Here is a 25,560-nt window from a genome sequence, read left to right as displayed (position 1 = left end):
TCAGGAATGGCGAAAGTCGGAGAAAAAGGCCGCGACGCGACGGGGGTCGAGATCCTGCCAGCGGGCCGGATTCCAGTGCGGCGTGCGGTCCTTGTCCACCAGCATGGCGCGCACCCCCTCGACGATCTCGCCCTTCTCGAACCAGCGACGATCCAGGTGCAGCTCCAGGGCGAAGCACTGTTCCAGCGACAGCCCGCTGCCCTGGCGCAGCAGCTCCAGGGCGGTGGCGACCGCCAGCGGCGAACGCGCATCCAGGGTGGCGAGGGTTTCCTGCGCCCAGTCGCGATAGGCGGGGCGCTGCTCCGCCCCCAGGCCGGCGCGCAGCTCTTCGACGGTAGCCGCCGCGAAGTGCTCGGCGATGGCCGGGCGCAGATCGGTCAGGCGCGCGGCTTCGGCCGGCGCCGCGGCGAATTCCTGCAGCAGCGCGGCCAGGTCGGTGGGGCCCTGGGCAGTGGCCGCCTCCAGGCGCTGCAGCAGGGCGTCGTTGGCCGCTTCGGGAATGAAGACATCGGCCAGGCCCGCGGCCAGGGCGTCGGCCGGGCCGATCTGCACCCCGGTCAGGCCCAGATAGAGACCCAGCTGGTCGGGCAGGCGTGGCAGGAAATGGCTGGCGCCGACGTCGGGGAAATAGCCGATGGCGGTTTCCGGCATGGCCATCCGGGTGCGCTCGCTGACGATCCGCAGCCGCGCCGCCTGCACCAGCCCCATGCCGCCGCCCAGCACCAGTCCATGGGCCAGCGCCAGCACCGGCTTGGGATAGCGATGCAGCGCCAGGTCGAGGGCGTATTCCTCGGTGAAGAAGCTCAGGTGCAGGTCGTCGCCGCGCTGGTAGCTGTCATACAGCGCCCGGACATCGCCGCCGGCGCAGAAGGCCTTGGGCCCGTTGCCGCGGAGCACGATCACCCGCACGCCCGGGTCCTGCTCCCAGTCGCGCAGCGCCCCGTGCAGGGCGCGCACCATCTCCAGATCCAGGGCATTGAGCCCGGCCGGGCGATCGAGGGTCAGGTAGCCGACCCCGCCGCGTCTTTCCAGCAGTACCTTGGCGTCGCTCATGCACCGTCCTCGTCCAGGTAGTCCTGGATGATGGCCGAGAAATCCAGGCCGCCGCCACCCGCGCGGCTGAACCTCTGATAGAGCTGCTGCGCGACCGCGCCGAGGATCACCGGCTGGCGCACGGCGCGCGCCGCCTCGGTGGCCAGGCCCAGGTCCTTGAGCATGAGCTCGGCGGCGAAGCCGCCCTGGTAGCCACGCGAAGCCGGCGCCTGGGGCAGCACGTCCGGATAGGGGTTGTTGACCTCCGAACTCCAGCAGCGCCCGCTGCTGGTATTGATCACCCCGGCCAGGGTCTTGGCGTCCATGCCCAGGCGGGTACCCAGGGCCATGGCTTCGGCCACCCCGATCATGGAGATGCCCAGCAGCAGGTTGTTGGCCACCTTGGCCACCTGGCCGTTGCCGCTGGCGCCGCAGTGGACCAGGTTGCGGCCCATGGCCGCCAGCAGCGGCTGGGCGCGCTGGAAGCCCGCCTCGCTGCCGCCGACCATGAAGGTCAGGGTGCCGGCCGCGGCGCCGCCGGTGCCGCCGGAGACCGGCGCGTCCAGCAATTCCAGGCCGCGTTCGGCGGCGGCGCTGGCCACCGCCCGGGCGCTGAGCGGATCGATGGTGGAAGAATCGATCAGCAGGGTGCCCGGCCGGGCCCGGGCGATCAGCCCGTCGTCGCCCAGATAGACCGTCTTCACATGGGCGGCCGCGGGCAGCATGGTGATGATCACTTCCGCGCCACTCTCCGCCACGGCGATGGGCGAGGCGGCGACCTCGGCTCCTTCGGCGCGCAGCGCGTCCAGGGCGGCGGTGGAGAGGTCGAAGACGGTCAGCTGATGGCCGGCCTTGAGCAGGTTGCGGGCCATGGGCGCGCCCATGTTGCCCAGTCCCAGAAATCCCAGATGCATGCTGGCGTCTCCCTTACTTGAGGGTGATGGTGGTGTTGACGACCCCGGCGCTGCCGACGTCCTGCTCGTCGGGCCAGCGCGTGGTGATGGTCTTGGTCTGGGTATAGAAGAGCACCGCCTGCTTGCCATAGGGCCCCAGGTCACCCAGCTTGGAGGCGCGCGATCCACTGAAGGAGAACAGCGGCACCGGCACGGGGATGGGCACGTTGATGCCGACCTGGCCGACGTCGATGTCTTCCTGGAAGCGCCGCGCCGCGGCGCCGGAGCGGGTGAAGAGGGCGACGCCATTGCCATTGGGGTTGGCGTTGATCAGGGCGATGGCCTCGTCGAGGGTGGCCGCGTGCATCACGCAGAGCACCGGCCCGAACAGTTCTTCGCGATACAGGGTCATGTCGGTGGTCACCCCGGAAAACAGCGTCGGGCCGACGAAGTTGCCCTTCTCGTAGCGCTCGACCTGGATGTTGCGACCGTCCAGCTCCAGGGTCGCGCCTTCGCTCACGCCGCGCTCGATCAGGCCGCTGACCCGGTCCAGCGCCTGGCAGGAGATCAGCGGGCCGACGTCGGTGCCGTGCTCGTGACCCGCACCCACCTTGAGGCTGCGCGCCTTGGCCACCAGGTCCGGCACCCAGCTGTTGGCCTCGCCCACCAGCACCACCACCGAGACCGCCATGCAGCGCTGACCCGCCGCACCGAAGGCCGCGCCCACCAGGTTGGCCAGGGTCTGCTCGCGCGGCGCATCGGGCATCACCACCGCATGGTTCTTGGCGCCCATCATGCACTGCACGCGCTTGCCCGCCTCGCTGGCGCGACGATAGACGTGGGTGCCGACACGGGTGGAGCCAACAAAGGACAGTGCCTTGATGTCCGGATGGTCGCAGAGGGCATCCACCACCGCCGGTCCGCCATGGACCACGTTGAGCACCCCGGGCGGCACCCCGGCTTCCAGCGCCAGCTCGGCCAGGCGCATGGTCACCAGCGGATCCTGCTCCGACGGCTTGAGGACGAAGGTGTTGCCGCAGGCGATGGCCATGGGAAACATCCACAGCGGAATCATCGCCGGGAAGTTGAAGGGCGTGATGCCGGCGCAGACGCCCAGGGGTTGCAGCAGGGTATAGGTGTCCACGCCGCTGGCGACATTGTTGGCCAGTTCGCCCAGTTGCAGGTTGCCGATGGCTGCCGCATGCTCCACTACCTCCAGGCCGCGGAAGACATCGCCCTCGGCGTCGGCCAGGGTCTTGCCCTGTTCGGCGGTGAGCAGCGCGGCCAGTTCGCTCATATGCTCGCGAATCAGCTGCTGGTAGCGCAGGAAGATGCGCGCCCGGGCGCCGATGGGCGTCTTGCGCCAGGTGGCGAAGGCCGTCTTGGCACTGGCCACGGCGCGCTGCACCTCCTCGGCGGTGGCGAAGGGCACCCGCGCCAGCACCTCCTGGGTCGCCGGATTGATCACCTCGCGGCTTTCGCGGCTGGTGGAGGTGACGAACTGGCCGTCGATCAGCAGCGGCACGTCTTTGATGGCAGTCTGGGTCATGACAGGGATTCCTGAGCGGTGGCCGGAGTGGCAGGGGCAGGTTGGGCGGCGAAGTCTTCTTCGGCGTAGTCGTGGAGATCGGGGGTACCGCCGGCGCGGCGCTGGGCCTCGCCGAGGCGCAACTCGATGCGGCGGATCTTGCCGGACAGCGTCTTGGGCAGTTCGCTGACGAATTGCAGGCGGCGCACCCGCTTGTAGGGCGACAGGCAGCCACGGGCGAAGCCGAGCAGCTCCTGCGCCAGTTCAGGCGAAGGCGCGTGGCCACTGGCAAGGATGACGAAGGCCTTGGGCACATTGAGGCGCAGGGGATCGGGACTGGGCACCACTGCCACCTCCATTACCGCCGGGTGCTCGATCAGGGCGCTCTCCAGTTCGAAGGGGCTGATGCGGTAGTCCGCCGATTTGAAGACGTCATCGGCACGGCCGACGAAGGTGATGTAGCCCTCGGCATCGCGCACCGCGGTGTCGCCGGTGCGGTAGTGCCCGTCGCGCATAACCTCGGCGGTCTTTTCCGGGCTGTCTTCGTAGCCCAGCATCAGCCCGGCCGGCCGCGGCTGCAGGGACAGGGCCACCTCGCCGTCGTCGCCCAGCCGGCCATCGGCATCCAGCAATTCGACGTGGCACCCGGGCAGCGGGCGCCCCATGGAGCCCGGCTTGAGCGGCTGTCCGGGGGTGTTGCCCACCAGGGCGGTGGTTTCCGACTGGCCGAAGCCGTCTCTCAGGGTCAGCCCCCAGGCCGCCTGCAGGCTGTCGATGATCTCGGGATTGAGCGGCTCGCCCGCGCCGACCAGTTCGCGCAGATCGAGTCGCTCACGATAGGCGGCGAGATCCTCCTGGATCAGCATCCGCCACACCGTCGGCGGTGCGCAGAGGCTGGTGACCGGATAGCGCGCCAGCACCTCCAGCAGCGCCTGGGGCTTGAAGCGCGGCACGTCGTGGATGAACACGCAGGCGCCGGCGTTCCAGGGCGCGAAGACGCAACTCCAGGCATGCTTGGCCCAGCCGGGGGAGGAGATGTTGAGGTGCACATCGCCGGGTTGCAGACCGATCCAGTAGAGCGTGGACAGGTGCCCGACCGGATAGCTGCTGTGGCTGTGCAGGACCAGCTTGGGTCGCGAGGTGGTCCCCGAGGTGAAATACAGCAGCAGCGGATCCGTGGCGAGGGTGGGGCCATCCGGCAGGAAGTCGCTGGCACAGGCGGCCGGTGCATAGGGCTGCCAGCCGGCCGCCGGCGCCCCGACGCAGATGCGGGTGAGGCCGGCATCCAGGCTGGCGCAACGCTCCGTGTGCGCACTGCCCACCACCAGGTGGGCGATCCGCCCGCGCTGCACCCGATCCTGCAGATCGGCGTCGCTGAGCAGGGTGGTGGCGGGCACCACCACGGCGCCCAGCTTGAAGGCGCCGAGCAGCGTCTCCCACAGCGCCACCTCGTTGCCCAGCATCACCAGGATGCGTTCGCCACGGCGCACGCCCTGGGCGCGCAGGAAATTGGCGGTGCGATTCGACGCCTGGCGCAGCTCGGCGAAGCTGTAGCGCTCTTCCCGGCCTTCGGCGTCGAGGCGCCACAGCGCCGGACCGGCATGCTCCTCGGCCAGGCGATCGAAATGGTCCAGCGCCCAGTTGAAGTGTTCTAGCTCCGGCCAGCGAAAGTCGCGGACCGCCGTGGCGTAGTCGGTGCGATGGCGCAGCAGGAAATCGCGCGCGTCACGGAAGGCGTCGCCGGCCGTCATGGGCGATACCCCGCGGCCTGCAGGGTCGGAAAGGAAGGGCAGCATCCGGCCTGGCGCCGGGATGGGGCGTGCGGGTGGGTCATGGTGGCCTGCTCTTTATTGTTGTTGGCTGGCAGAGGTTCGCGCCGTCACCGCTCGTGACGCGACCTGGTAAGCAGTATAGTTCCGGCAAAAGTCCCCTGGCTTCCGACAAAAACGCCCGACCGATATGCAAAAATCCAATAACCCGGCTGGGCGTCTCGACTGGGACGATCTCAGATTCTTCCTCGAGGTGGCGCGCACCCAGAAGGCCAGCGCGGCCGCCCGGCGGCTGGGGGTCGACTACACCACCGTCTCGCGGCGCATCGCCGCCCTGGAAAAGGCGCTGGGGGCGCTGCTGTTCGAGAAGTCGCGCAGCACCGGCTTCAGCCTCACCATGGAAGGCCAGCGCCTGCTGGTGCACGCCGAGACCCTGGAGAGCACCCTGCAGACCGCCTGCGAGCAGATCTCCGATACCCGGCTGGCGCCGTCCGGCCAGGTGCGCATCGGCGCCACCGAAGGCTTCGGCAGCTACTTCGTCGCGCCCCAGCTGAGTTTCTTCCAGGACCGCTATCCCGGCATCACCCTGGAGGTGCTGCCGGTGCCGCACTTCGTCAACCTCTCGCGGCGCGAAGCCGATATCGCCATCACCCTGGAGCGGCCCGAGCGCGGGCCCTATGTCTGCCGCAAGCTGTGCGACTACCGCCTGCGGCTCTATGCCACCGCCGACTACCTGGCCAGCCATCCGCCCGTCACGCAGCTGGCGGATCTGCAGCGCCACAGCTTCATCACCTACGTCGACGATCTCGCCTTCAGCCCCGAGCTGCTCTATCTGGAGCGGATCCTGCCCGAGGCCAGCAGCGGCCTGCGCAGCACCAGCGTGATCGCCCAGTACCAGGCGGCCCTCTGCGGGCACGCCCTGGCGATCCTGCCGTGCTTTGTCGCCGAGCCCGATCCACGGCTGGTGGCGCTGCTGCCGGAGCAGATCCAGATCACCCGGCAATTCTGGCTCTATTACCGCGAAGACCTGCGCCGCCTGCGGCGCATCACCCTGGTGACCGACTACCTGCGCGCCTGCACCGACGCCAATCGCGACTTCCTGCTCGGTGAAACCCGCACGCCGGTGCTGGGCTGGCCGGCGTCCTGAAGCCCGTCGCCGATCGGTGCGGCACCCCGGGACCCGGCTGGGGTCTCAGAGCTGTCGGTCGTCCGTCGACGGCCTCCAGTGAACAGATGGGAACGGCAATGGAACGATATCAGGCATTGAGTCAGGCGCTGAGCAAGGCGGCCGAGCGGGAAGAAGCCTATTGGCAGGGACTGGAGCGCCGCCTGCATGAATTGCCGGACTGCTTCACCCGCTACCTGGGCCTCACCCCGGCCGATCAGGTGGATGCCGGCCTGGGCCTGGAAAAGCGCGTCGATGGCAACATCGTGCGCGAACTGGAGGTCTATGCCCGCTATGACCTCACGGTGATCGTCGATGACCTCGCCGGTACCCCCCAGACCTTCGCCATCGGCCTGTCCTTCTTCTATACCAACGATCATTTCGTGCTGAAGGAGCGCGAGGGCGAATTCTCCGTCACCCTCGAACCCCAGGACGATCCCGACCGCTTCTGGGCCGAAGGCTGCCGCGAGATCTACGACTCCCTGGCCCGCCGCATCCGCGGCAAGACCCTGCCGGCCATCGAATAGCCCGCAGGCGTCTGCCGTCAGACCGGCGTGACCAGGCGCCCCTCGGCGAAGTAGCGCTCCACGTTGGCCAGCACCAGGTCGGCCATGGCCTGACGGGTCTCGTGGGTGCCGCTGCCGAGATGCGGAGTGAGGACCACGTTGTCCAGCGTCAGCAGCGCCGCGGGCACCGCGGGCTCCTCGGCGAAGACATCCAGGCCGGCGCCACCCAGGCTGCCGGCCTGCAGGGCGGCCACTAGGGCAACTTCATCGACCACGCTGCCGCGGGCGATGTTGACGAGATAGCCACGCGGTCCCAGGGCGGCGAGGATCCGCGCATCGACCAGCTGGTCGGTGGCCGGTCCGCCGGGCAGCGACAGGACCAGGAAATCCGCTGCCTTCGCCAGGTCTTCCAGATCGGCGTGATAGCGATAGGGGACGTCCGGTTGCCGCTGGCGACCGTGGTAGGCCACCTCCATGCCGAAGGCTTCCACCCGGCGGGCGATGCTCTTGCCGATATTGCCCAGCCCGACGATGCCGCAGGTCTTGCCGGCCAGGCGCGAGGTCAGCGGAAACTTGCCCTGCCGCCAGTCGCCGCGACGCACGAAACGATCCGCGGCGCTGATGCCCCGCGCCACATCGATCAGCAGGGCGAAGGCGGTGTCGGCGACGCAGTCGTCCAGCACGCCCGGGGTGTTGCTCACCACCACGCCCAGGTCCCGTGCGGCCGCGATGTCGATGCTGTCGTAGCCCACCCCGAAACTGAACACCGCCTGCAGGCCGGGCAGGGCGCTCATCAGCTCACGCGTCGCGCCATGCACCCCGGAGGTGACCAGGGCCACCACGTCTTGGCCGCGCGCGGCGAGCAGGGCGGACGGGTCGGGTGCTTCCCAGAGCCGCAGCACCTCATGGCGCGAAGTGAGGGCGTCCTGCAGGGCAGGCAGCAGCGGACCCACCTGCAGCAGCAGTGGACGTTCGTTCTGTTCAGGCATCTCTAGACTCCTTGAAAAATAGCAGGGGCGGTGAACCCGCCCCGAAACGGCAGGGCTCAGCCCAGCAACTGCAGGCCCAACTGGATCGCGACCCAGATCGCCAGCAGGGTGGCGAAGCCCAGCGCCAGGTTCTCGAACCAGTTGTTGCGGTACCTGTCGCCCAGCAGCGACTTCTGGTTGGACATGATCAGCAGCCCCAGGGAGATCACCGGCAGGCCGACGATGTTGAGGGCATTCACGCCAATGGTCAGGGTTACGAAGTCGGGCATGCCCGGCAGCGACCACACCAGCGGCGTCACCAGGATGAAGAGCAGGAACCACCGGTGCGCCGGGTCCTTGTGAAAGGTCTTGCCATAGCGTGCGCGGCGTTCCGGACGGATGTGCTGCAGGGCATCGGTGATCAGCATGGGGAAGGCGGTGGTCTTGCCCACCACGCTGGCGAACAGGGTGGCGAAGACCCCGGTGAAGAAGATCAGCCAACCGCCGGCGCCAAAGAACAGCTCCAGCGCTGCGCCCAGGTCGCTCAGGGTGTTCACCTGCAGGCCGTTGGGTCTGAGGATCTCCACCCCGACCACCCAGATGGCCAGGTTGATGACGATGCCGACCACCACCGCGAAGAGCAGGTCGTTGCGCTGGATGCGCTTGTGTTCCGGGCCGGTCCAGCCCTTTTCCTTCATCACATAGGGATGCACGAAGTTGGCGATGGAGCCGGCCACGGCGCCGATCACCGACACGGCCACCAGCAGGGCGCCGTGCACGCCTTCGTCCGGCGGGATGCTGAAGCCGATGGTGCCGCGCAGGATGCCGCCCAGGTCCGGACCCGACATCACCGCCAGGGTGATGAAGGCCAGGGTCATGACGGCTAGCAACACCTTCATCACCCCCTCGATCAGCGCATAGAAGTTGCGGCCCACCAGCAGCCAGACCGCGATCACCACCGCCATCGAGCAGAGCAGCGGCTGGTCGAGGTGGAGCAGGGTGGCCAGGGCTTCGCCCGCTCCCTTGAGCATGTAGGCGTTGGTCAGGTGCCCCATGATCAGCGCATAGCCGAGCATGAACCAGGCGAACACCGGGTGCAGCTGGGCATAGCCTTCGAGGATCGACATGCCGCGGTTATTGCACAGCTGGAAACGGGCGATGATGTTGACGATGAGAAAGCGCAGCAGCAGGGACACCGCCAGCACCCACATCATGGCGTAGCCGTAGTTGGCGCCCGCCACCGAGGAGGTGATGAGGTCCCCGGCGCCCAGCCAGGACAGCACCGCGATGATGCCGGGGCCCAGCAGCTTCGCCAGGCGGCGCAGGCCGGAGCTTTGCGCCTTTGTCTCGGGAACGGATTTCTCGACGGAACCGGAGTGGTCCATTGGGGCGGGTCTCCTAACGATTGTTGTTGTTGTGAATAGGGCCGGAGGCGGCCTTTTCGTTAGCTTGCCCTTCAGGGTTTAGCACTACATACGACGTCGTACAACTTGAGGCGGGCAACAAAATGTTGCTCTCGACCCGCTCGGTCGGGCTCGCTTCGGTAGCGCCCGTGCGCACCGCTGGATCAAGCCAGGTGACTTCGCCTGAGACTGTCTCTAGAATGGTCGCCCTTGATTCTGGGGGGTCGGAGTGCCGGCCTGTTTCTGTGCCACGAGGAATATCCATGCAAGTTTCCGTTGAAAACACCTCTGCTCTCGAGCGTCGCATGACCATTGGCGTGCCGGCCGAGCGTATTGAAACCGAAGTGAACAAGCGTCTGCAGCAGACTGCACGGCGTGCCAAGGTTCCCGGTTTCCGCCCGGGTAAGGTGCCCATGAGCGTCATCCGCCAGCGCTACGAAGCCTCGGCTCGTCAGGAAGCCTTGGGTGATCTCATTCAGGAAACCTTCTACGAAGCCGTTGTCGAGCAGAAGCTCAACCCGGCCGGCGCACCCGCCGTCGAACCCAAGGTGTTCGAAAAGGGCAAGGACCTGGAATACGTCGCCACCTTCGAAGTCTTCCCCGAGTTCGAAGTCAAGGGCCTGGACGGCATCGAGATCGAGCGTCAGGACGCAAGCGTCGAAGACGCCGACATCGACAAGATGCTCGACGTGCTGCGCAAGCAGGGCACCCGTTACGAAGCCGTTGACCGCGCTGCCGCCAACGATGACCAGCTCACTCTGGACTTCGTCGGTACCCAGGACGGCGAAGCCTTCGCCGGTGGTTCCGCCGAAGGCACCAAGCTGGTGCTGGGTTCGGGTCGCATGATCCCCGGTTTCGAAGACGGCCTAGTGGGCGCCAAGGCCGGTGACGAGCGCGTGCTCGACCTGACCTTCCCCGAGGACTACCAGAACCTGGATCTGGCCGGCAAGGCCGCCCAGTTCAAGGTCACCGTCAAGGAAGTGGCCGCCCCCGAGCTGCCCGAACTGAACGAAGCCTTCTTCAAGCAGTTCGGCGTGGAAGAGACCACCGTCGAAGGTTTCCGCGCCGAAGTGCGCAAGAACATGGAGCGCGAGCTGCGCCAGGCCCTCAAGACCAAGGTCAAGAACCAGGTCATGGACGGTCTGCTGGCCGCCAACCAGATCGACGTCCCGGCTGCCCTGATCAGCAACGAAGTGGATCGTCTGCGCGTCCAGGCCGTCCAGCAGTTCGGTGGCAACATCCAGCCCGAGCAACTGCCGGCCGAGCTGTTCAGTGAACAGGCCAAGCGTCGCGTGCTGCTGGGTCTGATCATCGCCGAGATGGTCAAGCAGTTCGAGCTCAAGCCCGATGACGCCCGCGTCCGCGAGCTGATCGAGGAAATGGCAGCGGCCTATCAGGAGCCCGAGCAGGTAGTGAAGTGGTACTACCAGAACGAGCAGCAGCTGAACGAAGTGCGTTCGGTTGTACTGGAAGAACAAGTCGTGGATACTGTCCTCAAGCAGGCAAAAGTCACCGACAAGCAGGTCTCCTACGAGGACGCGGTCAAACCGGCCGAGGCTCCGCAAGCAGCCTGATCTGCCTCCAGTTGCTCGTTCACCTAAGCCAGCCTCGTGCTGGCTTAGGTGTTTTTGACAGGTCATCCAGATAGGGAGCTAGTGCAGGACATGTCCCGCAATTCATACATGCAATCCATGCCCGATATTCAAGCCGCTGGCGGTCTGGTACCCATGGTGGTGGAGCAATCCGCCCGGGGCGAGCGCGCCTACGACATCTACTCCCGGCTGCTCAAGGAGCGGGTCATCTTCCTGGTGGGTCAGGTCGAGGACTACATGGCCAACCTGGTCGTCGCCCAGCTGCTGTTCCTGGAAGCGGAGAATCCTGACAAGGACATCCACCTCTATATAAACAGCCCGGGTGGTTCGGTGACCGCTGGCATGTCGATCTACGACACCATGCAGTTCATCAAGCCCGACGTCTCCACCATCTGCATCGGCCAGGCCTGCAGCATGGGTGCCCTGCTGCTGGCAGGCGGCGCCGCCGAGAAGCGCTTCTGCCTGCCGCACTCGCGGATGATGATTCACCAGCCCCTGGGCGGCTTCCAGGGTCAGGCATCGGACATCGAAATTCACGCCCGTGAAATTCTGACCATCCGTGAGCGTCTGAACAAGGTACTGGCGCATCACACTGGTCAGCCCATGGACGTGATCGCCCGCGATACCGACCGTGACAACTTCATGAGTGGCCCCGAAGCCGTTGCCTACGGCCTGATCGACAAGGTCCTCGAGAAGCGCCACATCCCCGCCTGACCCCGCCTCGACCACCTGCCCAGGCGCCGTCGTTTGGGCAGGTAGGCTTGAAAAACCGTGCAATAGGCTCCATCTTGTTGATGTAAGCACATTCCATTGGATCGATCGAATGACAGATACGCGCAATAGCGACGATAACGGCAAGCTGCTTTACTGCTCCTTCTGCGGCAAGAGTCAGCACGAAGTACGTAAATTGATCGCTGGACCCTCCGTCTTCATCTGCGACGAATGCGTCGACCTGTGCAATGACATCATCCGCGAGGAAGTCCAGGAAGCTCAGGCCGAAAGCAATGCGCACAAGCTGCCAGCGCCGAAGGAAATCAGCGCTATCCTCGACCAGTATGTCATTGGTCAGCAGCGTGCCAAGCGGGTCCTCGCCGTTGCCGTCTACAACCACTACAAGCGTCTGAATCAGCGCGAGAAGAAGGACGACGTCGAACTGGGCAAGAGCAACATCCTGCTCATCGGTCCGACGGGTTCGGGCAAGACCCTGCTGGCGGAAACGCTGGCGCGTCTGCTCAACGTGCCTTTCACCATCGCTGATGCCACCACTCTGACCGAAGCCGGTTATGTGGGTGAGGACGTCGAGAACATCATTCAGAAGTTGCTGCAGAAGTGCGACTACGATGTGGAAAAGGCCCAGATGGGCATCGTCTACATCGACGAGATCGACAAGATCTCGCGCAAGTCCGACAACCCCTCCATTACCCGTGACGTTTCGGGTGAGGGCGTGCAGCAGGCCCTGCTGAAGCTGATCGAAGGTACCGTGGCGTCGGTTCCGCCCCAGGGTGGCCGCAAGCATCCCCAGCAGGAATTCCTGCAGGTCGATACCCGCAACATCCTGTTCATTTGCGGTGGCGCCTTCGCTGGCCTGGAAAAGGTCATCCAGAACCGTTCCACCAAGGGCGGCGGCATCGGCTTCAACGCCGAGGTACGCAGTCCGGAACTGGGCAAGAAGATCGGCGAATCCCTGCGTGACGCCGAGCCCGAGGATCTGGTCAAGTTCGGTCTGATCCCCGAGTTCGTCGGTCGTCTGCCGGTCATCGCGACCCTGGACGAACTGGACGAGCCGGCGCTCATGCAGATCCTGACCGAGCCGAAGAACGCCCTGACCAAGCAGTACGCCAAGCTGTTCGAGATGGAAGACGTGGACCTGGAATTCCGTCCCGACGCGCTCAAGGCGGTTGCCCGCAAGGCGCTGGAGCGCAAGACCGGTGCCCGGGGTCTGAGATCCATACTCGAAGGCATCCTGCTCGAGACCATGTACGAGATTCCTTCGCAGAAGGAAGTCAGCAAGGTGGTCATCGACGAGAGCGTCATCGACGGGAGTTCCCAGCCGCTGCTCATCTATGAGAACAGCGAGCCCGCCAAGGCGGCGCCGGACGCGTGACAAAAGGGGCTTCGGCCCCTTTTTCATTTCAGCGACGGTTGTATTTTGCGGCGGCCAACCTCATGTTAGAGAAAACCGAGGCCTTAACCGCATCTGCGGCCGATTATTTGCCGAGACCCGTATCCCATGACTACGACGATAGAACTTCCCCTGCTGCCCCTACGTGACGTAGTGGTCTATCCCCACATGGTCATCCCATTGTTCGTCGGAAGGGAAAAGTCCGTCGAGGCCCTCGAGGCCGCCATGGCTGGCGACAAGCAGATCCTGCTGGTCGCGCAGAAGAATCCCGGCGATGACGATCCCGCTGCGGATGACATGTATCACATGGGTACGGTCGCAACCGTTCTCCAGCTGCTCAAGCTGCCCGATGGCACCGTCAAGGTCCTGGTCGAAGGCGAGCAGCGTGGCCGTATCGAGTCCTTCGTCGAGAGCCAGGCCTATGCCCGTGCGCTGGTCACGCTGATCGAGGACAGCGAAGCCCCGGATCGCGAATCCGAGGTGTTCTCGCGCAGCCTCATGAGCCAGTTCGAGCAATACGTGCAGCTCGGCAAGAAGGTCCCCGCCGAGGTCTTGTCCTCGCTCAACAGCATCGAGGACCCCAGCCGCCTGGTCGATACCATGGCCGCGCACATGGCGCTGAAGATCGAGCAGAAGCAGGAGATCCTCGAGATCACCGAGCTGGGTGCACGCGTCGAGCACGTACTGGCCCTGCTGGATGCCGAAATCGACCTCCTGCAGGTGGAGAAGCGCATTCGCGGCCGCGTCAAGAAGCAGATGGAGCGCAGCCAGCGCGAGTACTATCTCAACGAACAGATGAAGGCCATCCAGAAAGAGCTGGGTGACATCGATGAAGGACACAACGAAGTCGATGACCTCAAGCGTCGCATCGAAGCCGCCGGTCTGCCCAAGGATGCCCTGACCAAGGCCAATGCCGAGCTGAACAAGCTCAAGCAGATGTCGCCGATGTCGGCTGAAGCCACCGTGGTGCGCTCCTACATCGACTGGCTGGTGAACGTGCCGTGGCAGGCCGAGAGCAAGGTCCGCCTGGATCTGGCGCGCGCCGAGGAAGTCCTCGACAAGGACCATTACGGTCTCGAGGAAGTGAAGGAGCGCATTCTCGAATACCTCGCCGTGCAGAAGCGCGTGAAAAAGGTACGCGGCCCTGTGCTGTGCCTGGTCGGTCCGCCCGGCGTGGGCAAGACGTCCCTGGCCGAGTCGATCGCCCGTTCCACCGGTCGCAAGTTCGTGCGCATGGCCCTGGGTGGCGTGCGTGACGAAGCCGAGATCCGCGGTCACCGCCGCACCTACATCGGCTCCATGCCGGGTCGCCTCATCCAGAAGATGACCAAGGTCGGCGTGCGCAATCCGCTGTTCCTGCTCGATGAAATCGACAAGATGGGCAACGACATGCGCGGCGATCCCGCCTCCGCATTGCTCGAGGTCCTGGATCCGGAGCAGAACCACACCTTCAACGACCATTACCTCGAAGTGGACTATGACCTCTCCGACGTGATGTTCGTCTGCACCGCCAACTCCATGAACATTCCGGCACCACTGCTTGACCGCATGGAAGTCATCCGCCTGCCCGGCTATACCGAGGCGGAAAAGGTCAACATCGCCACCCGCTACCTGATTCCCAAGCAGGTCAAGGCCAACGGCCTGAAGAAGGGCGAGGTGGAGTTCGATGAAGCTGCCCTGCGCGACATCATCCGCTACTACACCCGTGAAGCGGGCGTCCGGAGCCTGGAGCGCCAGGTCGCCAAGGTCTGCCGCAAGGTGGTCAAGCAGCACGCCCTGAGCAAGGAGCGTACCGCCAGCGTCACCGTGGACACCCTTGAACACTGGCTGGGCGTCCGCAAGTTCCGCTACGGGCTCGCCGAGCAGCAGGATCAGATCGGCCAGGTGACCGGCCTGGCCTGGACCCAGGTGGGTGGCGAATTGCTGACCATCGAGTCCGCGGTCGTTCCGGGCAAGGGCCAGATGATCAAGACCGGCTCGCTGGGCGACGTGATGGCCGAATCCATCACCGCGGCCCTGACCGTGGTCCGCAGCCGTGGTCGCAGCCTGGGTATTCCCAAGGATTTCCACGAGAAGCACGACATCCACATCCACGTCCCCGAAGGCGCGACGCCCAAGGACGGTCCGAGTGCCGGTATCGGCATGTGCACGGCGCTGGTCTCGGCGGCTACCCGCATCCCGGTACGCGCCGACGTGGCCATGACCGGCGAGATCACCCTGCGTGGTCAGGTCCTGGCGATTGGCGGCCTCAAGGAAAAGCTGCTCGCAGCCCACCGCGGCGGCATCCGTACCGTGATCATTCCGGAAGAAAACGTCCGGGATCTGCGGGACATTCCGGACAACATCAAGGCCGACTTGCAGATCAAGCCAGTCAAATGGATTGACGAGGTCTTGGAGGTTGCGCTGCAATACACGCCGGAGCCGCTTCCGGACGATGGTCCGGAGCTCGTCAGCAAGGACGAGAAGCGGGATCAGGAAGGCAAGGAGCGCGTCAGTACCCACTGACGGCGTACCTGGGCTTGATGGGCGGGCTGCCAGACGAGGTTGCTGGTGCTCCGCCGTCCTGCTGGATGCAAGGTCCTTGATCGATGAAAAGGCGCATCTCGAGATGCGCCTTTTCGCTATTTGCTATTCGACGATTTCGCCATGGCCGGTCCGGCCACAGCTCGTGGGGGGAACATGCTACAAAACATCAGGGACCGTTCGCAGGGATGGATTGCCAAAGTCATCATCGGATTCATCATCCTGCTGATGGCACTGACCGGCTTCGAAGCGATCATCCGCGCCACGGGTCACCAGGGCGCCGTCGCCCTGGTCAATGGCGACGAGATCAAGCAGACGGAGCTGGCCCAGGCCGTGGAAATGCAGCGTCGCCAGCTGCAGCAGCAATTGGGGCAGGGCTTCGATCCGTCCACCCTGGATGATCGTCTGCTGCGCGAATCCGCGCTCAAGGCACTGATCGACAAGCAACTGCTGCTGCAGAGCGCCAAGGCCGATCGCTTCGCCTTCTCCGAACAGGCGCTGGATCAGCTGATCCTCAATACCCCCGAATTCCAGACCGAAGGGCGTTTCGATCCCCAGCGCTTCGATCAGGCCGTTCGCCAGATGAACTACAACCGCCTGCAATTCCGCGACCTGCTGCGTGACGAGATGCTGATCGGTCAGCTGCGCGCCGGCATCGTCGGCAGCAACTTCGTCACCGATGCCGACATCGAGGCCTCCGCCGCGCTCGAGCGTCAGACCCGTGATTTCGCCATGCGTACCGTCAAGGCCTCGCCGTCCGGCATCACGCCGACCCAGGATGAAGTCCAGGCCTACTACGACAGCCACAAGAACGCCTTCATGACCCCCGAGCAGGTGGTCATCGAGTACGTCGAGCTGAACAAGTCCGCCTTCCTGGCCAAGGCCAAGGTCGACGAAAGCCGCCTGCAGGCCGCCTACAAGTCCGAGATCGCCAACCTGTCGGAGCAGCGTGACGCTGCCCATATCCTCATCGAGGTCAACGACAAGCAGAACGACGAGCAGGCCAAGGCCAAGATCCAGCAGGTCCAGGAACGCCTGAAGAAGGGTGAAGACTTCGCCAAGCTGGCCAAGGAGTTCTCCCAGGATCCGGGTTCGGCAGCCAATGGCGGCGACCTCGGCTTCGCCGGTCGCGGCGTCTATGATCCAGCCTTCGAAGAGGCGCTCTATGCGCTGGCGCCCCAGCAGGTGTCGGCGCCGGTGCGTACCAGCTTTGGCTGGCACCTGATCAAGCTGCAGGGCGTCCAGGCGCCGGAAGTGCCCACCCTGGCCAGTGTCCGGCCGCGTCTGGAGCAGCAGCTCAAGGCGGAAGACGCCGACCGCCTGTTCGTGGAAGCGGGCCGCAAGCTGGAAAGCTCCGCCTATGAATCCTCCGACCTGAGCCAGCCGGCCCAGGAACTGGGTCTGCAGGTCAAGACCAGCGCTCCCTTCGGTCGTGAAGGCGGCGAGGGGCTGACCGCCAACCGTCAGGTGATCGAGGCGGCCTTCAGCGAAGACGTCCTGCGCAACGGCGCCAACAGCACCGCGCTGCAGCTCGATCCGGAGACCCTGGTGGTGATCCGCGACAAGGAGCATCGCACGCCGCAGCTGCAACCCCTGGAGGCGGTCAGGAAGGAGATCGTGACCCGCCTGACCCAGGAAAAGGCCGCCGCGGTGGCCAAGCAGGCTGGCGAAGAGCAGCTCAAGACCCTGCGTGCCGGTGGCAAGGCAGCTGCGGGTGACTGGCGTACCGTCGAAGCCGCTACCCGTAACCAAGAGGGCGTCGATCCCCAGGTGCTGCAGGCGGCCTTCCGCATGGCCAAGCCGGAAGCCGACAAGCCGTCCTATGCCGGCATCAGCCTGCAGAATGGCGACTTCGTGCTGATTCGTCTGCAGGGCGTCGGGGTACCCAAGGAAGCCCTGAGCGCCGAGGACAAGGCGCTGTATCGTCGCTACCTGGCTTCGCGCGCGGGACAGGTCGATTTCGCGGCCTACCGTCGGGCCCTGGACGCCAAGGCCGAGATCAAGCATCTCTGATACGAAAAAAGCCCGGGAAACCGGGCTTTTTCTTGGGTGGTGCAAGGGGCTCGATGGCTGTCGAACAGCCCCGCGATGGGAGAGGGCAGTCGCCGCCCGGGTCCTACTGGACCAGCTCCTGCTCGTCGAACAGGCCATCGAACAGCATGGTCGACAGATAGCGCTCACCGGAATCCGGCAGGATGACCACGATGGTCTTGCCCTGCATCTCCGGCGTCTCGGCCAGTCGGACCGCCGCGGCCATGGCGGCACCGCAGGAGATGCCGCAGAGAATGCCTTCCTCGCGCATCAGTCGCTGGGCCATCAGCTTGGCCTGCTCATCGCTCACCTGCTCGACGCGATCGACCATGGCGAGATCCAGGTTGCCGGGCACGAAGCCGGCGCCGATACCCTGGATCTTGTGCGGGCTGGGCTTCACCTCGGCACCGGCGAGGGTCTGGCTGATGACCGGCGAGGTCTCCGGCTCGACGGCGACCGAGAGGATCGGCTTGCCCTTGGTGTTCTTGATGAAGCGCGAGATGCCGGTCAGGGTGCCGCCGGTGCCGACGCCGGCCACCAGCACATCGATGGCGCCATCGGTGTCGTTCCAGATCTCGGGACCGGTGGTTTTTTCATGGATGGCCGGGTTGGCCGGGTTGTCGAATTGCTGCGGCATGAAATAGCGATCGGGCTCGCAGTCGGCGATTTCCCGCGCCTTCTCGATGGCGCCCTTCATGCCCTTGGCCGGCTCGGTCAGCACCAGTTCCGCGCCCAGCGCCTTGAGCACCTTGCGCCGCTCCAGGCTCATGGAGGCGGGCATGGTCAGCACCAGGCGATAGCCACGGGCGGCGGCGACATAGGCCAGGCCGATGCCGGTATTGCCCGAGGTGGGCTCCACCAGGCTCATGCCGGGCTTGAGCAGCCCCTTGGCTTCGGCGTCCCAGATCAGGTTGGCACCGATACGGCATTTGACCGAATAGCCCGGATTGCGTCCCTCGATCTTGGCGAGCAGGGTGACGCCCTTGGGGCCGAGGCGATTGATGTAGACCAGCGGCGTGTTGCCGATGGACTGGGCATTGTCAGCGAAGATGCGGCTCATGGCGGATCCTGTACGGCGCGGAAAACTCGCAGCCTAGGCCTTGCGTCCGATGGCGTCCAGCCCGGGCGCGGCGTGCTATCGTCAGGCGAAACAGCTGCCGAGGATCAGTGATGGCCTTTCAGGGTACCGAGCGTTATGTGGCCACGGCCGAACTCAGTCTGGCAGTGAATGCGGCGATCCAGCTGGGGCGTCCGCTGCTGGTGAAGGGCGAGCCGGGCACCGGTAAGACGCTGCTGGCCGAGCAGGTGGCGGAGAGCCAGGGCGCGCGGCTGATCACCTGGCACGTCAAGTCCACCACCAAGGCGCAGCAAGGCCTCTATGAATACGACGCGGTGAGTCGCCTGCGTGATTCCCAGCTCGGCGATCCCCGGGTGCAGGAGGTGGCGAACTACATCAAGCCGGGCAAGCTGTGGGACGCCTTCACCGCCGAGGATCCGGTGGTGCTGCTGATCGACGAGATCGACAAGGCCGACATCGAGTTTCCCAACGACCTGCTGCTGGAACTCGATCGCATGGAGTTCCACGTCTACGAGACCGGCGAGACGATCCGCGCCCAGCGGCGGCCGATCATCATCATCACCTCCAACAACGAAAAGGAACTGCCGGACGCCTTCCTGCGCCGCTGTTTCTTTCACTTCATCCGCTTTCCCGAGCGCGACACCCTCGAACGCATCGTCCAGGTGCACTATCCCGATCTCCAGCAGCGCCTGGTCCAGGAGGCCCTGGATCTGTTCCTCGACCTGCGCAGCGTGCCGGGGCTGAAGAAGAAGCCGTCCACCTCGGAGTTGGTGGACTGGCTGGCGCTGCTGCTGGGCGATGAGGCGGCGCAGCGGGCATTGCACGGCGAGGGTGGTCTGCCGCCGCTGGCGGGCGCCCTGTTGAAGAACGAACAGGATCTGCAGCTGCTCGAGCGCCAGGCTTTCATGCGTCGTCGGCGGAGCTGAGGAGAGGCATGTTCCTCGATTTCTTCACCCGGCTCAGGGCGGCGGGCATCCCGGTATCCCTGGGCGAACTGCTGGATCTGCACGCCGCCCTGGATGCGGGTCTGGCGGTGGCCGATCCCGACGCCTTCTATCTGCTGGCGCGCGCCGTGCTGGTCAAGGACGAGCGCTTCTTCGACCGTTTCGACCAGGTCTATGCCGGCGAGCTGGCCAGGTCGGAGCGATCGGCGGATACGCAGGCGCTTCCCGCGGATTGGCTGCGACTAGAGCTGCAGCGGCGGCTGTCCGAAGCGGATCGCCAGCGGCTCCAGGCCCTGGGTGGCCTGGATGAATTGCTCGCTACCCTGCAGCAGCGCCTCGCCGAACAGCGCGAGCGGCATGCCGGCGGCAACAAGTGGATCGGCACGGGGGGCACCAGTCCCTTCGGCAGCGGTGGCTACAATCCCTTCGGCGTACGCGTCGGCGAGGCCGGTACCCGGCAGGGTCGGGCGGCCAAGGTCTGGGAGCAGCGCGACTACCGCAACCTGGACGATCGTGCGCCGCTGGACCGCCGCAACCTGCAGCTGGCGCTGCGCCGGCTCAGGCGCTTCGCCCGCCAGGGTGCGGCGGCGGAGTTCGATCTGGAGGGTACCGTCGCGGCCACGGCGCGCGAGGGCGGTCTGCTGGACGTGCGCTATCGACCGGAGCGGCACAACGCGACCAAGGTGCTGCTGCTGCTCGATGTCGGTGGCTCCATGGATCTGCATGTGCGCCTGTGCAGCGAGTTGTTCAGCGCCTGTCGCCTGGAGTTCCGCCACCTGGAGTACTACTACTTCCACAATTGCGTCTATGAACGCGTCTGGCGTGACAACGCCCGGCGCCATGAGGAAGGGCTGGACACCGCCGAACTGCTGCGCCGCCATGGCGCGGACTACCGCCTGGTGATCGTCGGCGACGCCAGCATGGGCCCCTACGAGATCACCCATCCGGGAGGCAGCGTCGAGCACTGGAACGAAGAGCCCGGTGCCCTGTGGATCCAGCGGCTGTGCCAGCACTTCCCGCGGGCGGCCTGGCTCAACCCCTATCCGCAGGAGGGCTGGGCCAGCAGTACCTCGATCCAGCTGCTGCGCGAACTCATGGCCCAGCGCATGTTTCCCCTGACCGGCGAAGGCCTGGGCGAGGCCATCCGGGTGTTGACCCGCCCATGAAAAAACCCGGCCTTGGCCGGGTTTTTTCATGGCTCGAACTTAGCGCTGGCCGTAGCGGCGCAGGGCTTCGATGCGGTCTTCCAGCGGCGGGTGGCTCATCAGCAGACCGGCCAGGCCGTTCTTCAGCGAGCCGTTGATGCCGAAGGCGTTCAGGGTGTCGGGCATCTGCACCGGGATGCCCTGCTCGGCACGCAGGCGCTGCAGGGCGCCGATCATGGCATTGGGGCCGGCCAGGCGCGCACCGGCTTCGTCGGCGCGGAATTCGCGTTTGCGCGAGAACCACATGACGATGATGCTGGCCAGGATGCCCAGCACCAGTTCGGCGACGATGGTGGTCACGAAGTAGGCGATCCCGTGGCCTTCCTCGTTCTTGAAGATGGCCTTGTCGACGAAGTTGCCGAAGATCCGCGCGAAGAACATCACGAAGGTGTTCACCACGCCCTGGATCAGCGCCAGGGTCACCATGTCGCCATTGGCGACGTGGCCGATCTCGTGGGCCAGGACCGCACGCACCTCTTCGGGCGAGAAACGCTCCAGCAGGCCCTGGCTGACCGCGACGAGGGCGTCGTTGCGGTTCCAGCCGGTGGCGAAGGCGTTGGCCTCGTAAGCCGGGAAGATGCCGACCTCGGGGGTCTTGATGCCGGCTTCGCGGGCCAGCTCCTCGACGGTCTGCAGCAGCCACTGCTCATGGCGGGTACGCGGCTGGCTGATGACCTCGGTGCGGGTGCTCATCTTCGCCATCCACTTGGAGATGAACAGCGAGACCAGCGAGCCGGCGAAACCGAACACGGCACAGAACACCAGCAGACTGCCATAGTTCTGACCGGTGTAGCGATCCACGCCAAGCACCTTCAAGGTGATGCTGGCAACGATCAGCACCGCCAGGTTGGTAGCCAGAAACAACAGAATGCGCATCATGGTGGGGTACAGCTCCTCACAGGTTTATCTGCCGGCTATATAAGGTTCGGCCCCGATCCATTCAACGTTTCCTCTATTGCAAACTGTGTCGTCGCCTGCCTGGCCGGCCAGGCGACGACGATCACGCAAGGGCCGGCGCTGGTTGACGCCGCGAGTGGCGCCAGCCGATGAAAGACCCGGAAATGCTTTACCGCTACTGGGAATAGCCGCCGAGGAAGTTGCCGATGCGGCCGATGGCCTGCTCCAGGTCATCGACGCGGGGCAGGGTGACGACGCGGAAGTGGTCGGACCAAGGCCAGTTGAAGGCCGTGCCCTGAACCACCAGCAGCTTTTCCGAAAGCAGCAGATCGAGGACGAATTTCTCGTCGTTGTGGATGGGGCAGACCTTGGGGTCAATGCGCGGGAAGGCGTAGAGCGCGCCCATCGGCTTCACGCAGCTGACCCCGGGGATGTCGTTGAGCAGCTCCCAGGTGCGATTGCGCTGTTCCAGCAGACGTCCGTGCGGCAGGACCAGGTCGTTGATGCTCTGGTAGCCGCCCAGCGCGGTCTGGATCGCGTGCTGTGCCGGCACGTTGGCGCACAGGCGCATGTTGGCGAGGATGTCGAGGCCTTCGATATAGCTGTGGGCGCGATGCTTTGGGCCCGAGACGATCAGCCAGCCCGAACGGAAACCGGCGACGCGGTAGGACTTGGACAGCCCGTTGAAGGTCAGGCACAGGACATCCGGCGCCAGGGAGGCCGTGGAGATGTGCTGGGCTTCGTCGTAGAGGATCTTGTCGTAGATCTCGTCGGAGAACAGCACCAGGTTGTGCCGCCGCGCCAATTCGACGATGCCTTCCAGCACCTCCTTGGAATAGACCGCGCCGGTTGGGTTGTTCGGATTGATCAGCACCAGCGCCTTGGTGTTGCTGGTGATCTTGGCTTCCATGTCCGCCAGGTCGGGGAACCAGCCCGCCTGCTCGTCGCACAGGTAGTGCACCGGCTTGCCGCCGGCCAGGCTGACCGCGGCGGTCCACAGGGGATAGTCCGGCGCCGGGATCAGCACCTCGTCGTTGTTGTTGAGCAACGCCTGCATGGCCATGACGATCAGCTCGGAGACGCCATTGCCCAGGTAGATGTCCTCGATGCCGACCCCCTCGATGCGCTTCTGCTGGCAGTACTGCATCACCGCCTTGCGCGCGCTGAACAGGCCCTTGGAGTCGCTGTAGCCCTGGGCGGTCGGCAGATTGCGGATGACGTCCTGCAGGATCTCCTCGGGCGCCTCGAAGCCAAAGGGCGCCGGATTGCCGATGTTGAGCTTCAGGATGCGGTGGCCTTCCTCTTCGAGGCGCTTGGCATGCTTGAGGACCGGGCCGCGGATGTCGTAGCAGACATTGGCGAGCTTGTTCGACTTGGAGACCTGCATGGGGAAATGAATCCTGGAAAAGGGCGAGAAAGACTCGGCGGGGACGGACGCCGACCGGCGCTTGGCAGCATCCGGGGGCGGATGCCAGACTGAGCGGGAATCATACGGCCGCATCGCCTGTTACAAAAGATGCGCCGGCATCCAGAGAGGTCATCATGGAAAAAGTACAGCGTAGCCCGGAAGACTGGCGTGAGCGCCTGACCGACGATCAGTTTCGCGTCTGTCGCCTGGCCGCGACCGAAAGACCCTACACCGGTGCCTACTGCAACACCAAGACACCCGGCGTCTATCACTGCGCCTGCTGCGAGCTGGCGCTGTTCGACTCCAGCACCAAGTTCGACTCCGGCTGCGGCTGGCCCAGCTATTACGCGCCCATCGATGGCGAGGCGGTGCGGGAAAAGGAAGACTTCAGCCACGGCATGCACCGCGTCGAGGTGCTCTGCGCCCGCTGCGATGCGCACCTGGGCCACGTCTTTCCCGACGGTCCGCCGCCGACCGGCCTGCGCTACTGCATCAATTCGGTGGCCTTGCAGCTGCAACCCAGGGCCTCGGCGTGATCAAGGACATCCTCAGCCTGCCGTTCGACACGGCTGACGGCCAGCGGGCCTGCCTGGCCGACTGGCCGGCGCGGGCCTATCTGGTGGTCAACACCGCCAGCCGGTGCGGCTTCACCCGCCAGTACGACGGCCTCGAGGCGCTGCAGCAACGCTATCTGGCCGAAGGGCTGCGGGTGATCGTCTTTCCCTGCAATCAGTTCGGCGGCCAGGAGCCGGGCAGCAATGCCGAGATCCAGACCTTTTGCCTGACCCGCTTCAACGTCAGCTTTCCGGTAATGGCCAAGCTCGACGTCAATGGCGAAGGCGCCCATCCGCTGTTCGTCGCGCTCAAACAGGCGGCGCCAGGTCTCCTGGGCGGCGCGATCCGCTGGAATTTCACCAAGTTCCTGATCACGCCGGCGCAGGGGCGTGTCCAGCGCTTCGCGCCCATTACTCGGCCATCGCAGCTGGAAAAGCATGTCCGCCAGGCGCTGGCATCCTAGCACCTGGCTCGTCCGGCCTTTGTCTGGATGGTAAAAGTCATACGATAATGCGCGGCCTGGCTGGCGGCTGGCCCGCTTCTCTTTTTGTCGTCAAGGATCATCCCTGTGAATGCCTCCCTAGAAGACTTTCTACTCCACGCGCGGCAGGTGCTGGAGCGTCTCGAACCCCTGTTGCCCCATCGTCGCGAACCGCTGGACTGGCAGCGTTGCTATGCGGCGCGCTGGCGTCGGGAAGGCCATGGCGGCTATCTGCAGCCGCTCGAGGTCAATCTGGAATTGCGCCTGGCCGATCTGCTGGGGATCGATCGCCAGCGCGACCAGCTCGCCCGCAACACCCGCCAGTTCGTGGCCGGACTGCCGGCCAACCACACGCTGCTGTGGGGCGCGCGGGGCACCGGCAAGTCGTCGCTGATCCGGGCGCTGCTGGCGGAATATGCTGGTGAGGGGCTGCGGCTGATCGAAATCGAGCGTGACGATCTCGCCGATCTGCCCCGCGCCGTGGAGCAGCTCGCCGGCCAGCCGCAGCGCTTCGTGGTGTTCTGCGACGACCTGTCCTTCGATTCCGGCAGCGACGACTACCGGGTGCTCAAGAGCGTGCTGGATGGCTCCCTGGAGCAGGCGCCGGACAACGTGGTGCTCTATGCCACCTCCAACCGGCGTCACCTGGTGGCCGAGCGGCAGAGCGACAATGCCAACTGGGAGCACGTCGACGGCGAACTGCATCCGAGCGAAGCGGCCGAAGACAAGATCGCCCTGTCGGATCGCTTCGGTCTATGGCTGTCCTTCTATCCCTTCACCCAGGATCACTATCTCGCCGTGGTGCGCCACTGGTGCGCGACCCTGGCCGGCAAGTCCGGCTTGCAGCTGGAGTGGTCCGAGGAAGCGGATCGCGAAGCCATCCGCTGGGCGTCCGGTCGCGGCAATCGCAATGGCCGCTGTGCCTATCAATTCGCCCGACAGTGGGTCGGGCTCAAACTCTTGGAGCAAACATGACCGTAGAACTGACGGGCGTAGGGGCCGGACTCGAGGGCTATGCCATGCTGGCTGCCCAGGTCGAAGCCCTGCTGGCCGGCGAGCGCAATCGGGTGGCCAATGCCGCCCAGCTGTCGGCTTTCATCTATCAGGAAGTACCGGACCTGAACTGGGCCGGTTTCTATTTCGTCGAGGGTGAGGACCAGCTGCTGCTCGGCCCCTTCCAGGGCAAGGTGGCCTGCATGCGCATTCCCTTCAGCAAGGGCGTGTGCGGGGCGGCTGCCCGCGAGCGGCGTACCCAGCGCGTCGAGGACGTCCATGCCTTTCCCGGGCATATCGCCTGTGACGCCGCGTCGCGCAGCGAGCTGGTGGTGCCGCTGGTCCAAGACGGTCGCCTGATCGGCGTGCTGGATCTGGACAGTCCGCATCCGGGGCGCTTCAGCGCGGCGGATCAGGCCGGTATCGAAGCCCTGGTAGTGGCCTTCATGGCCGCGACCGACTGCTGA

Annotated in this window: 22 protein-coding genes; 13 read left to right on the top strand and 9 right to left on the bottom strand. The window is 65.3% G+C overall.

Going from position 1 to position 25,560, the window contains the following annotated elements; all coding sequences use genetic code 11:
- The 4 genes from FHR73_RS07810 to FHR73_RS07795 are packed head-to-tail and all read right to left on the bottom strand — an operon-like array spanning position 1 to position 5,204.
- Positions 1-1,053: an enoyl-CoA hydratase/isomerase family protein gene (locus FHR73_RS07810; protein WP_183630365.1), complete on the bottom strand. Its 1,053-nt coding sequence runs from the start codon at positions 1,051-1,053 to the stop codon at positions 1-3.
- Positions 1,050-1,946 (bottom strand): 3-hydroxyisobutyrate dehydrogenase, encoded by an 897-nt coding sequence (gene mmsB / locus FHR73_RS07805; protein WP_183630364.1) that lies wholly within the window; start codon positions 1,944-1,946, stop codon positions 1,050-1,052. Before mmsB ends, FHR73_RS07810 begins: the two co-directional genes overlap by 4 nt.
- 13 nt (positions 1,947-1,959) lie before the next feature.
- The gene (locus FHR73_RS07800) at positions 1,960-3,474 is read right to left on the bottom strand and encodes a CoA-acylating methylmalonate-semialdehyde dehydrogenase (protein ID WP_183630363.1); all 1,515 of its coding nucleotides are present in this window, start codon (positions 3,472-3,474) and stop codon (positions 1,960-1,962) included.
- Positions 3,471-5,204, bottom strand: coding sequence for an AMP-binding protein (locus FHR73_RS07795; RefSeq protein ID WP_183630362.1), 1,734 nt, complete (start codon positions 5,202-5,204; stop codon positions 3,471-3,473). The genes FHR73_RS07800 and FHR73_RS07795 overlap by 4 nt, the downstream gene beginning before the upstream one ends.
- Positions 5,205-5,412: 208 nt before the next feature.
- On the opposite strand from FHR73_RS07795, the gene FHR73_RS07790 reads away from it, so the two are divergent.
- Both FHR73_RS07790 and FHR73_RS07785 read left to right on the top strand, forming a co-directional pair.
- Positions 5,413-6,369, top strand: coding sequence for a LysR family transcriptional regulator (locus tag FHR73_RS07790; protein ID WP_183630361.1), 957 nt, complete (start codon positions 5,413-5,415; stop codon positions 6,367-6,369).
- Positions 6,370-6,467: 98 nt separating this feature from the next.
- Positions 6,468-6,914: a hypothetical protein gene (locus tag FHR73_RS07785; RefSeq protein WP_183630360.1), complete on the top strand. Its 447-nt coding sequence runs from the start codon at positions 6,468-6,470 to the stop codon at positions 6,912-6,914.
- Positions 6,915-6,931: 17 nt separating this feature from the next.
- Here FHR73_RS07785 and FHR73_RS07780 read toward each other — a convergent pair whose 3' ends face one another.
- Positions 6,932-7,882, bottom strand: a complete 951-nt coding sequence (locus tag FHR73_RS07780; RefSeq protein WP_183630359.1) for a 2-hydroxyacid dehydrogenase — start codon at positions 7,880-7,882, stop codon at positions 6,932-6,934.
- Between the two features lie 56 nt (positions 7,883-7,938).
- Positions 7,939-9,246 (bottom strand): Nramp family divalent metal transporter, encoded by a 1,308-nt coding sequence (locus FHR73_RS07775; protein WP_183630358.1) that lies wholly within the window; start codon positions 9,244-9,246, stop codon positions 7,939-7,941.
- 281 nt (positions 9,247-9,527) lie between these two features.
- Between FHR73_RS07775 and tig the strand changes: the two genes are divergently transcribed.
- The 5 genes from tig to FHR73_RS07750 all read left to right on the top strand — a co-directional run bounded on the left by tig (position 9,528) and on the right by FHR73_RS07750 (position 17,514).
- Positions 9,528-10,838 (top strand): trigger factor, encoded by a 1,311-nt coding sequence (gene tig, locus FHR73_RS07770; RefSeq protein ID WP_183630357.1) that lies wholly within the window; start codon positions 9,528-9,530, stop codon positions 10,836-10,838.
- A gap of 90 nt (positions 10,839-10,928) precedes the next feature.
- Positions 10,929-11,570: an ATP-dependent Clp endopeptidase proteolytic subunit ClpP gene (gene clpP, locus FHR73_RS07765; RefSeq protein WP_183630356.1), complete on the top strand. Its 642-nt coding sequence runs from the start codon at positions 10,929-10,931 to the stop codon at positions 11,568-11,570.
- Positions 11,571-11,679: 109 nt separating this feature from the next.
- Positions 11,680-12,960: an ATP-dependent Clp protease ATP-binding subunit ClpX gene (clpX, locus tag FHR73_RS07760; RefSeq protein ID WP_183630355.1), complete on the top strand. Its 1,281-nt coding sequence runs from the start codon at positions 11,680-11,682 to the stop codon at positions 12,958-12,960.
- Between the two features lie 126 nt (positions 12,961-13,086).
- Positions 13,087-15,483, top strand: a complete 2,397-nt coding sequence (gene lon, locus FHR73_RS07755) for an endopeptidase La (RefSeq protein WP_183630354.1) — start codon at positions 13,087-13,089, stop codon at positions 15,481-15,483.
- A 174-nt stretch (positions 15,484-15,657) separates the two neighbouring features.
- Positions 15,658-17,514 (top strand): SurA N-terminal domain-containing protein, encoded by a 1,857-nt coding sequence (locus FHR73_RS07750; RefSeq protein WP_183630353.1) that lies wholly within the window; start codon positions 15,658-15,660, stop codon positions 17,512-17,514.
- 103 nt (positions 17,515-17,617) lie between these two features.
- Here FHR73_RS07750 and cysK read toward each other — a convergent pair whose 3' ends face one another.
- A complete protein-coding gene (gene cysK / locus FHR73_RS07745) occupies positions 17,618-18,592 on the bottom strand; it encodes a cysteine synthase A (protein WP_183630352.1) in 975 nt (324 codons plus the stop codon).
- Between the two features lie 110 nt (positions 18,593-18,702).
- On the opposite strand from cysK, the gene FHR73_RS07740 reads away from it, so the two are divergent.
- On the top strand, positions 18,703-19,536 hold the full coding sequence (locus tag FHR73_RS07740) for a MoxR family ATPase (protein ID WP_183630351.1): 834 nt from the start codon (positions 18,703-18,705) through the stop codon (positions 19,534-19,536).
- Positions 19,537-19,544: 8 nt separating this feature from the next.
- On the top strand, positions 19,545-20,720 hold the full coding sequence (locus FHR73_RS07735; protein WP_183630350.1) for a VWA domain-containing protein: 1,176 nt from the start codon (positions 19,545-19,547) through the stop codon (positions 20,718-20,720).
- A 39-nt stretch (positions 20,721-20,759) separates the two neighbouring features.
- Here the strand turns inward: FHR73_RS07735 and htpX are convergent, their stop codons facing one another.
- Together htpX and FHR73_RS07725 are read right to left on the bottom strand one after the other, a co-directional pair.
- Positions 20,760-21,638, bottom strand: coding sequence for a protease HtpX (gene htpX / locus FHR73_RS07730; protein ID WP_007162229.1), 879 nt, complete (start codon positions 21,636-21,638; stop codon positions 20,760-20,762).
- A gap of 193 nt (positions 21,639-21,831) precedes the next feature.
- Positions 21,832-23,043, bottom strand: a complete 1,212-nt coding sequence (locus FHR73_RS07725; protein ID WP_183630349.1) for a pyridoxal phosphate-dependent aminotransferase — start codon at positions 23,041-23,043, stop codon at positions 21,832-21,834.
- 155 nt (positions 23,044-23,198) lie between these two features.
- Between FHR73_RS07725 and msrB the strand changes: the two genes are divergently transcribed.
- The 4 genes from msrB (at position 23,199) to FHR73_RS07705 (ending at position 25,560) form a co-directional block, all read left to right on the top strand.
- The gene (msrB, locus tag FHR73_RS07720) at positions 23,199-23,600 is read left to right on the top strand and encodes a peptide-methionine (R)-S-oxide reductase MsrB (protein ID WP_007162231.1); all 402 of its coding nucleotides are present in this window, start codon (positions 23,199-23,201) and stop codon (positions 23,598-23,600) included.
- Positions 23,597-24,082 carry a glutathione peroxidase gene (locus tag FHR73_RS07715; protein ID WP_183630348.1) on the top strand — a complete coding sequence of 162 codons (486 nt, stop codon included), beginning with the start codon at positions 23,597-23,599 and terminating at the stop codon, positions 24,080-24,082. The genes msrB and FHR73_RS07715 overlap by 4 nt, the downstream gene beginning before the upstream one ends.
- A 105-nt stretch (positions 24,083-24,187) precedes the next feature.
- On the top strand, positions 24,188-25,075 hold the full coding sequence (locus FHR73_RS07710; RefSeq protein ID WP_183630347.1) for an ATP-binding protein: 888 nt from the start codon (positions 24,188-24,190) through the stop codon (positions 25,073-25,075).
- Positions 25,072-25,560 (top strand): GAF domain-containing protein, encoded by a 489-nt coding sequence (locus FHR73_RS07705; protein ID WP_183630346.1) that lies wholly within the window; start codon positions 25,072-25,074, stop codon positions 25,558-25,560. The genes FHR73_RS07710 and FHR73_RS07705 overlap by 4 nt, the downstream gene beginning before the upstream one ends.

The organism is Pseudomonas sp. AS2.8 (genome assembly GCF_014190935.1).
Lineage (GTDB): Bacteria > Pseudomonadota > Gammaproteobacteria > Pseudomonadales > Pseudomonadaceae > Chryseomonas.
The sequence above is the reverse complement of the archived record's forward strand: the minus strand, read 5'-3'. Positions and strand labels throughout refer to the sequence as shown.

Excerpts from the sequence above, each read along its gene's own strand:
- FHR73_RS07810 (WP_183630365.1), bottom strand. The coding sequence starts at position 1,053 with ATGAGCGACGCCAAGGTACTGCTGGAAAGACGCGGCGGGGTCGGCTAC.
- mmsB (WP_183630364.1), bottom strand. The coding sequence starts at position 1,946 with ATGCATCTGGGATTTCTGGGACTGGGCAACATGGGCGCGCCCATGGCC.
- FHR73_RS07800 (WP_183630363.1), bottom strand. The coding sequence starts at position 3,474 with ATGACCCAGACTGCCATCAAAGACGTGCCGCTGCTGATCGACGGCCAG.
- FHR73_RS07795 (WP_183630362.1), bottom strand. The coding sequence starts at position 5,204 with ATGACGGCCGGCGACGCCTTCCGTGACGCGCGCGATTTCCTGCTGCGC.
- FHR73_RS07790 (WP_183630361.1), top strand. The coding sequence starts at position 5,413 with ATGCAAAAATCCAATAACCCGGCTGGGCGTCTCGACTGGGACGATCTC.
- FHR73_RS07785 (WP_183630360.1), top strand. The coding sequence starts at position 6,468 with ATGGAACGATATCAGGCATTGAGTCAGGCGCTGAGCAAGGCGGCCGAG.
- FHR73_RS07780 (WP_183630359.1), bottom strand. The coding sequence starts at position 7,882 with ATGCCTGAACAGAACGAACGTCCACTGCTGCTGCAGGTGGGTCCGCTG.
- FHR73_RS07775 (WP_183630358.1), bottom strand. The coding sequence starts at position 9,246 with ATGGACCACTCCGGTTCCGTCGAGAAATCCGTTCCCGAGACAAAGGCG.
- tig (WP_183630357.1), top strand. The coding sequence starts at position 9,528 with ATGCAAGTTTCCGTTGAAAACACCTCTGCTCTCGAGCGTCGCATGACC.
- clpP (WP_183630356.1), top strand. The coding sequence starts at position 10,929 with ATGTCCCGCAATTCATACATGCAATCCATGCCCGATATTCAAGCCGCT.
- clpX (WP_183630355.1), top strand. The coding sequence starts at position 11,680 with ATGACAGATACGCGCAATAGCGACGATAACGGCAAGCTGCTTTACTGC.
- lon (WP_183630354.1), top strand. The coding sequence starts at position 13,087 with ATGACTACGACGATAGAACTTCCCCTGCTGCCCCTACGTGACGTAGTG.
- FHR73_RS07750 (WP_183630353.1), top strand. The coding sequence starts at position 15,658 with ATGCTACAAAACATCAGGGACCGTTCGCAGGGATGGATTGCCAAAGTC.
- cysK (WP_183630352.1), bottom strand. The coding sequence starts at position 18,592 with ATGAGCCGCATCTTCGCTGACAATGCCCAGTCCATCGGCAACACGCCG.
- FHR73_RS07740 (WP_183630351.1), top strand. The coding sequence starts at position 18,703 with ATGGCCTTTCAGGGTACCGAGCGTTATGTGGCCACGGCCGAACTCAGT.
- FHR73_RS07735 (WP_183630350.1), top strand. The coding sequence starts at position 19,545 with ATGTTCCTCGATTTCTTCACCCGGCTCAGGGCGGCGGGCATCCCGGTA.
- htpX (WP_007162229.1), bottom strand. The coding sequence starts at position 21,638 with ATGATGCGCATTCTGTTGTTTCTGGCTACCAACCTGGCGGTGCTGATC.
- FHR73_RS07725 (WP_183630349.1), bottom strand. The coding sequence starts at position 23,043 with ATGCAGGTCTCCAAGTCGAACAAGCTCGCCAATGTCTGCTACGACATC.
- msrB (WP_007162231.1), top strand. The coding sequence starts at position 23,199 with ATGGAAAAAGTACAGCGTAGCCCGGAAGACTGGCGTGAGCGCCTGACC.
- FHR73_RS07705 (WP_183630346.1), top strand. The coding sequence starts at position 25,072 with ATGACCGTAGAACTGACGGGCGTAGGGGCCGGACTCGAGGGCTATGCC.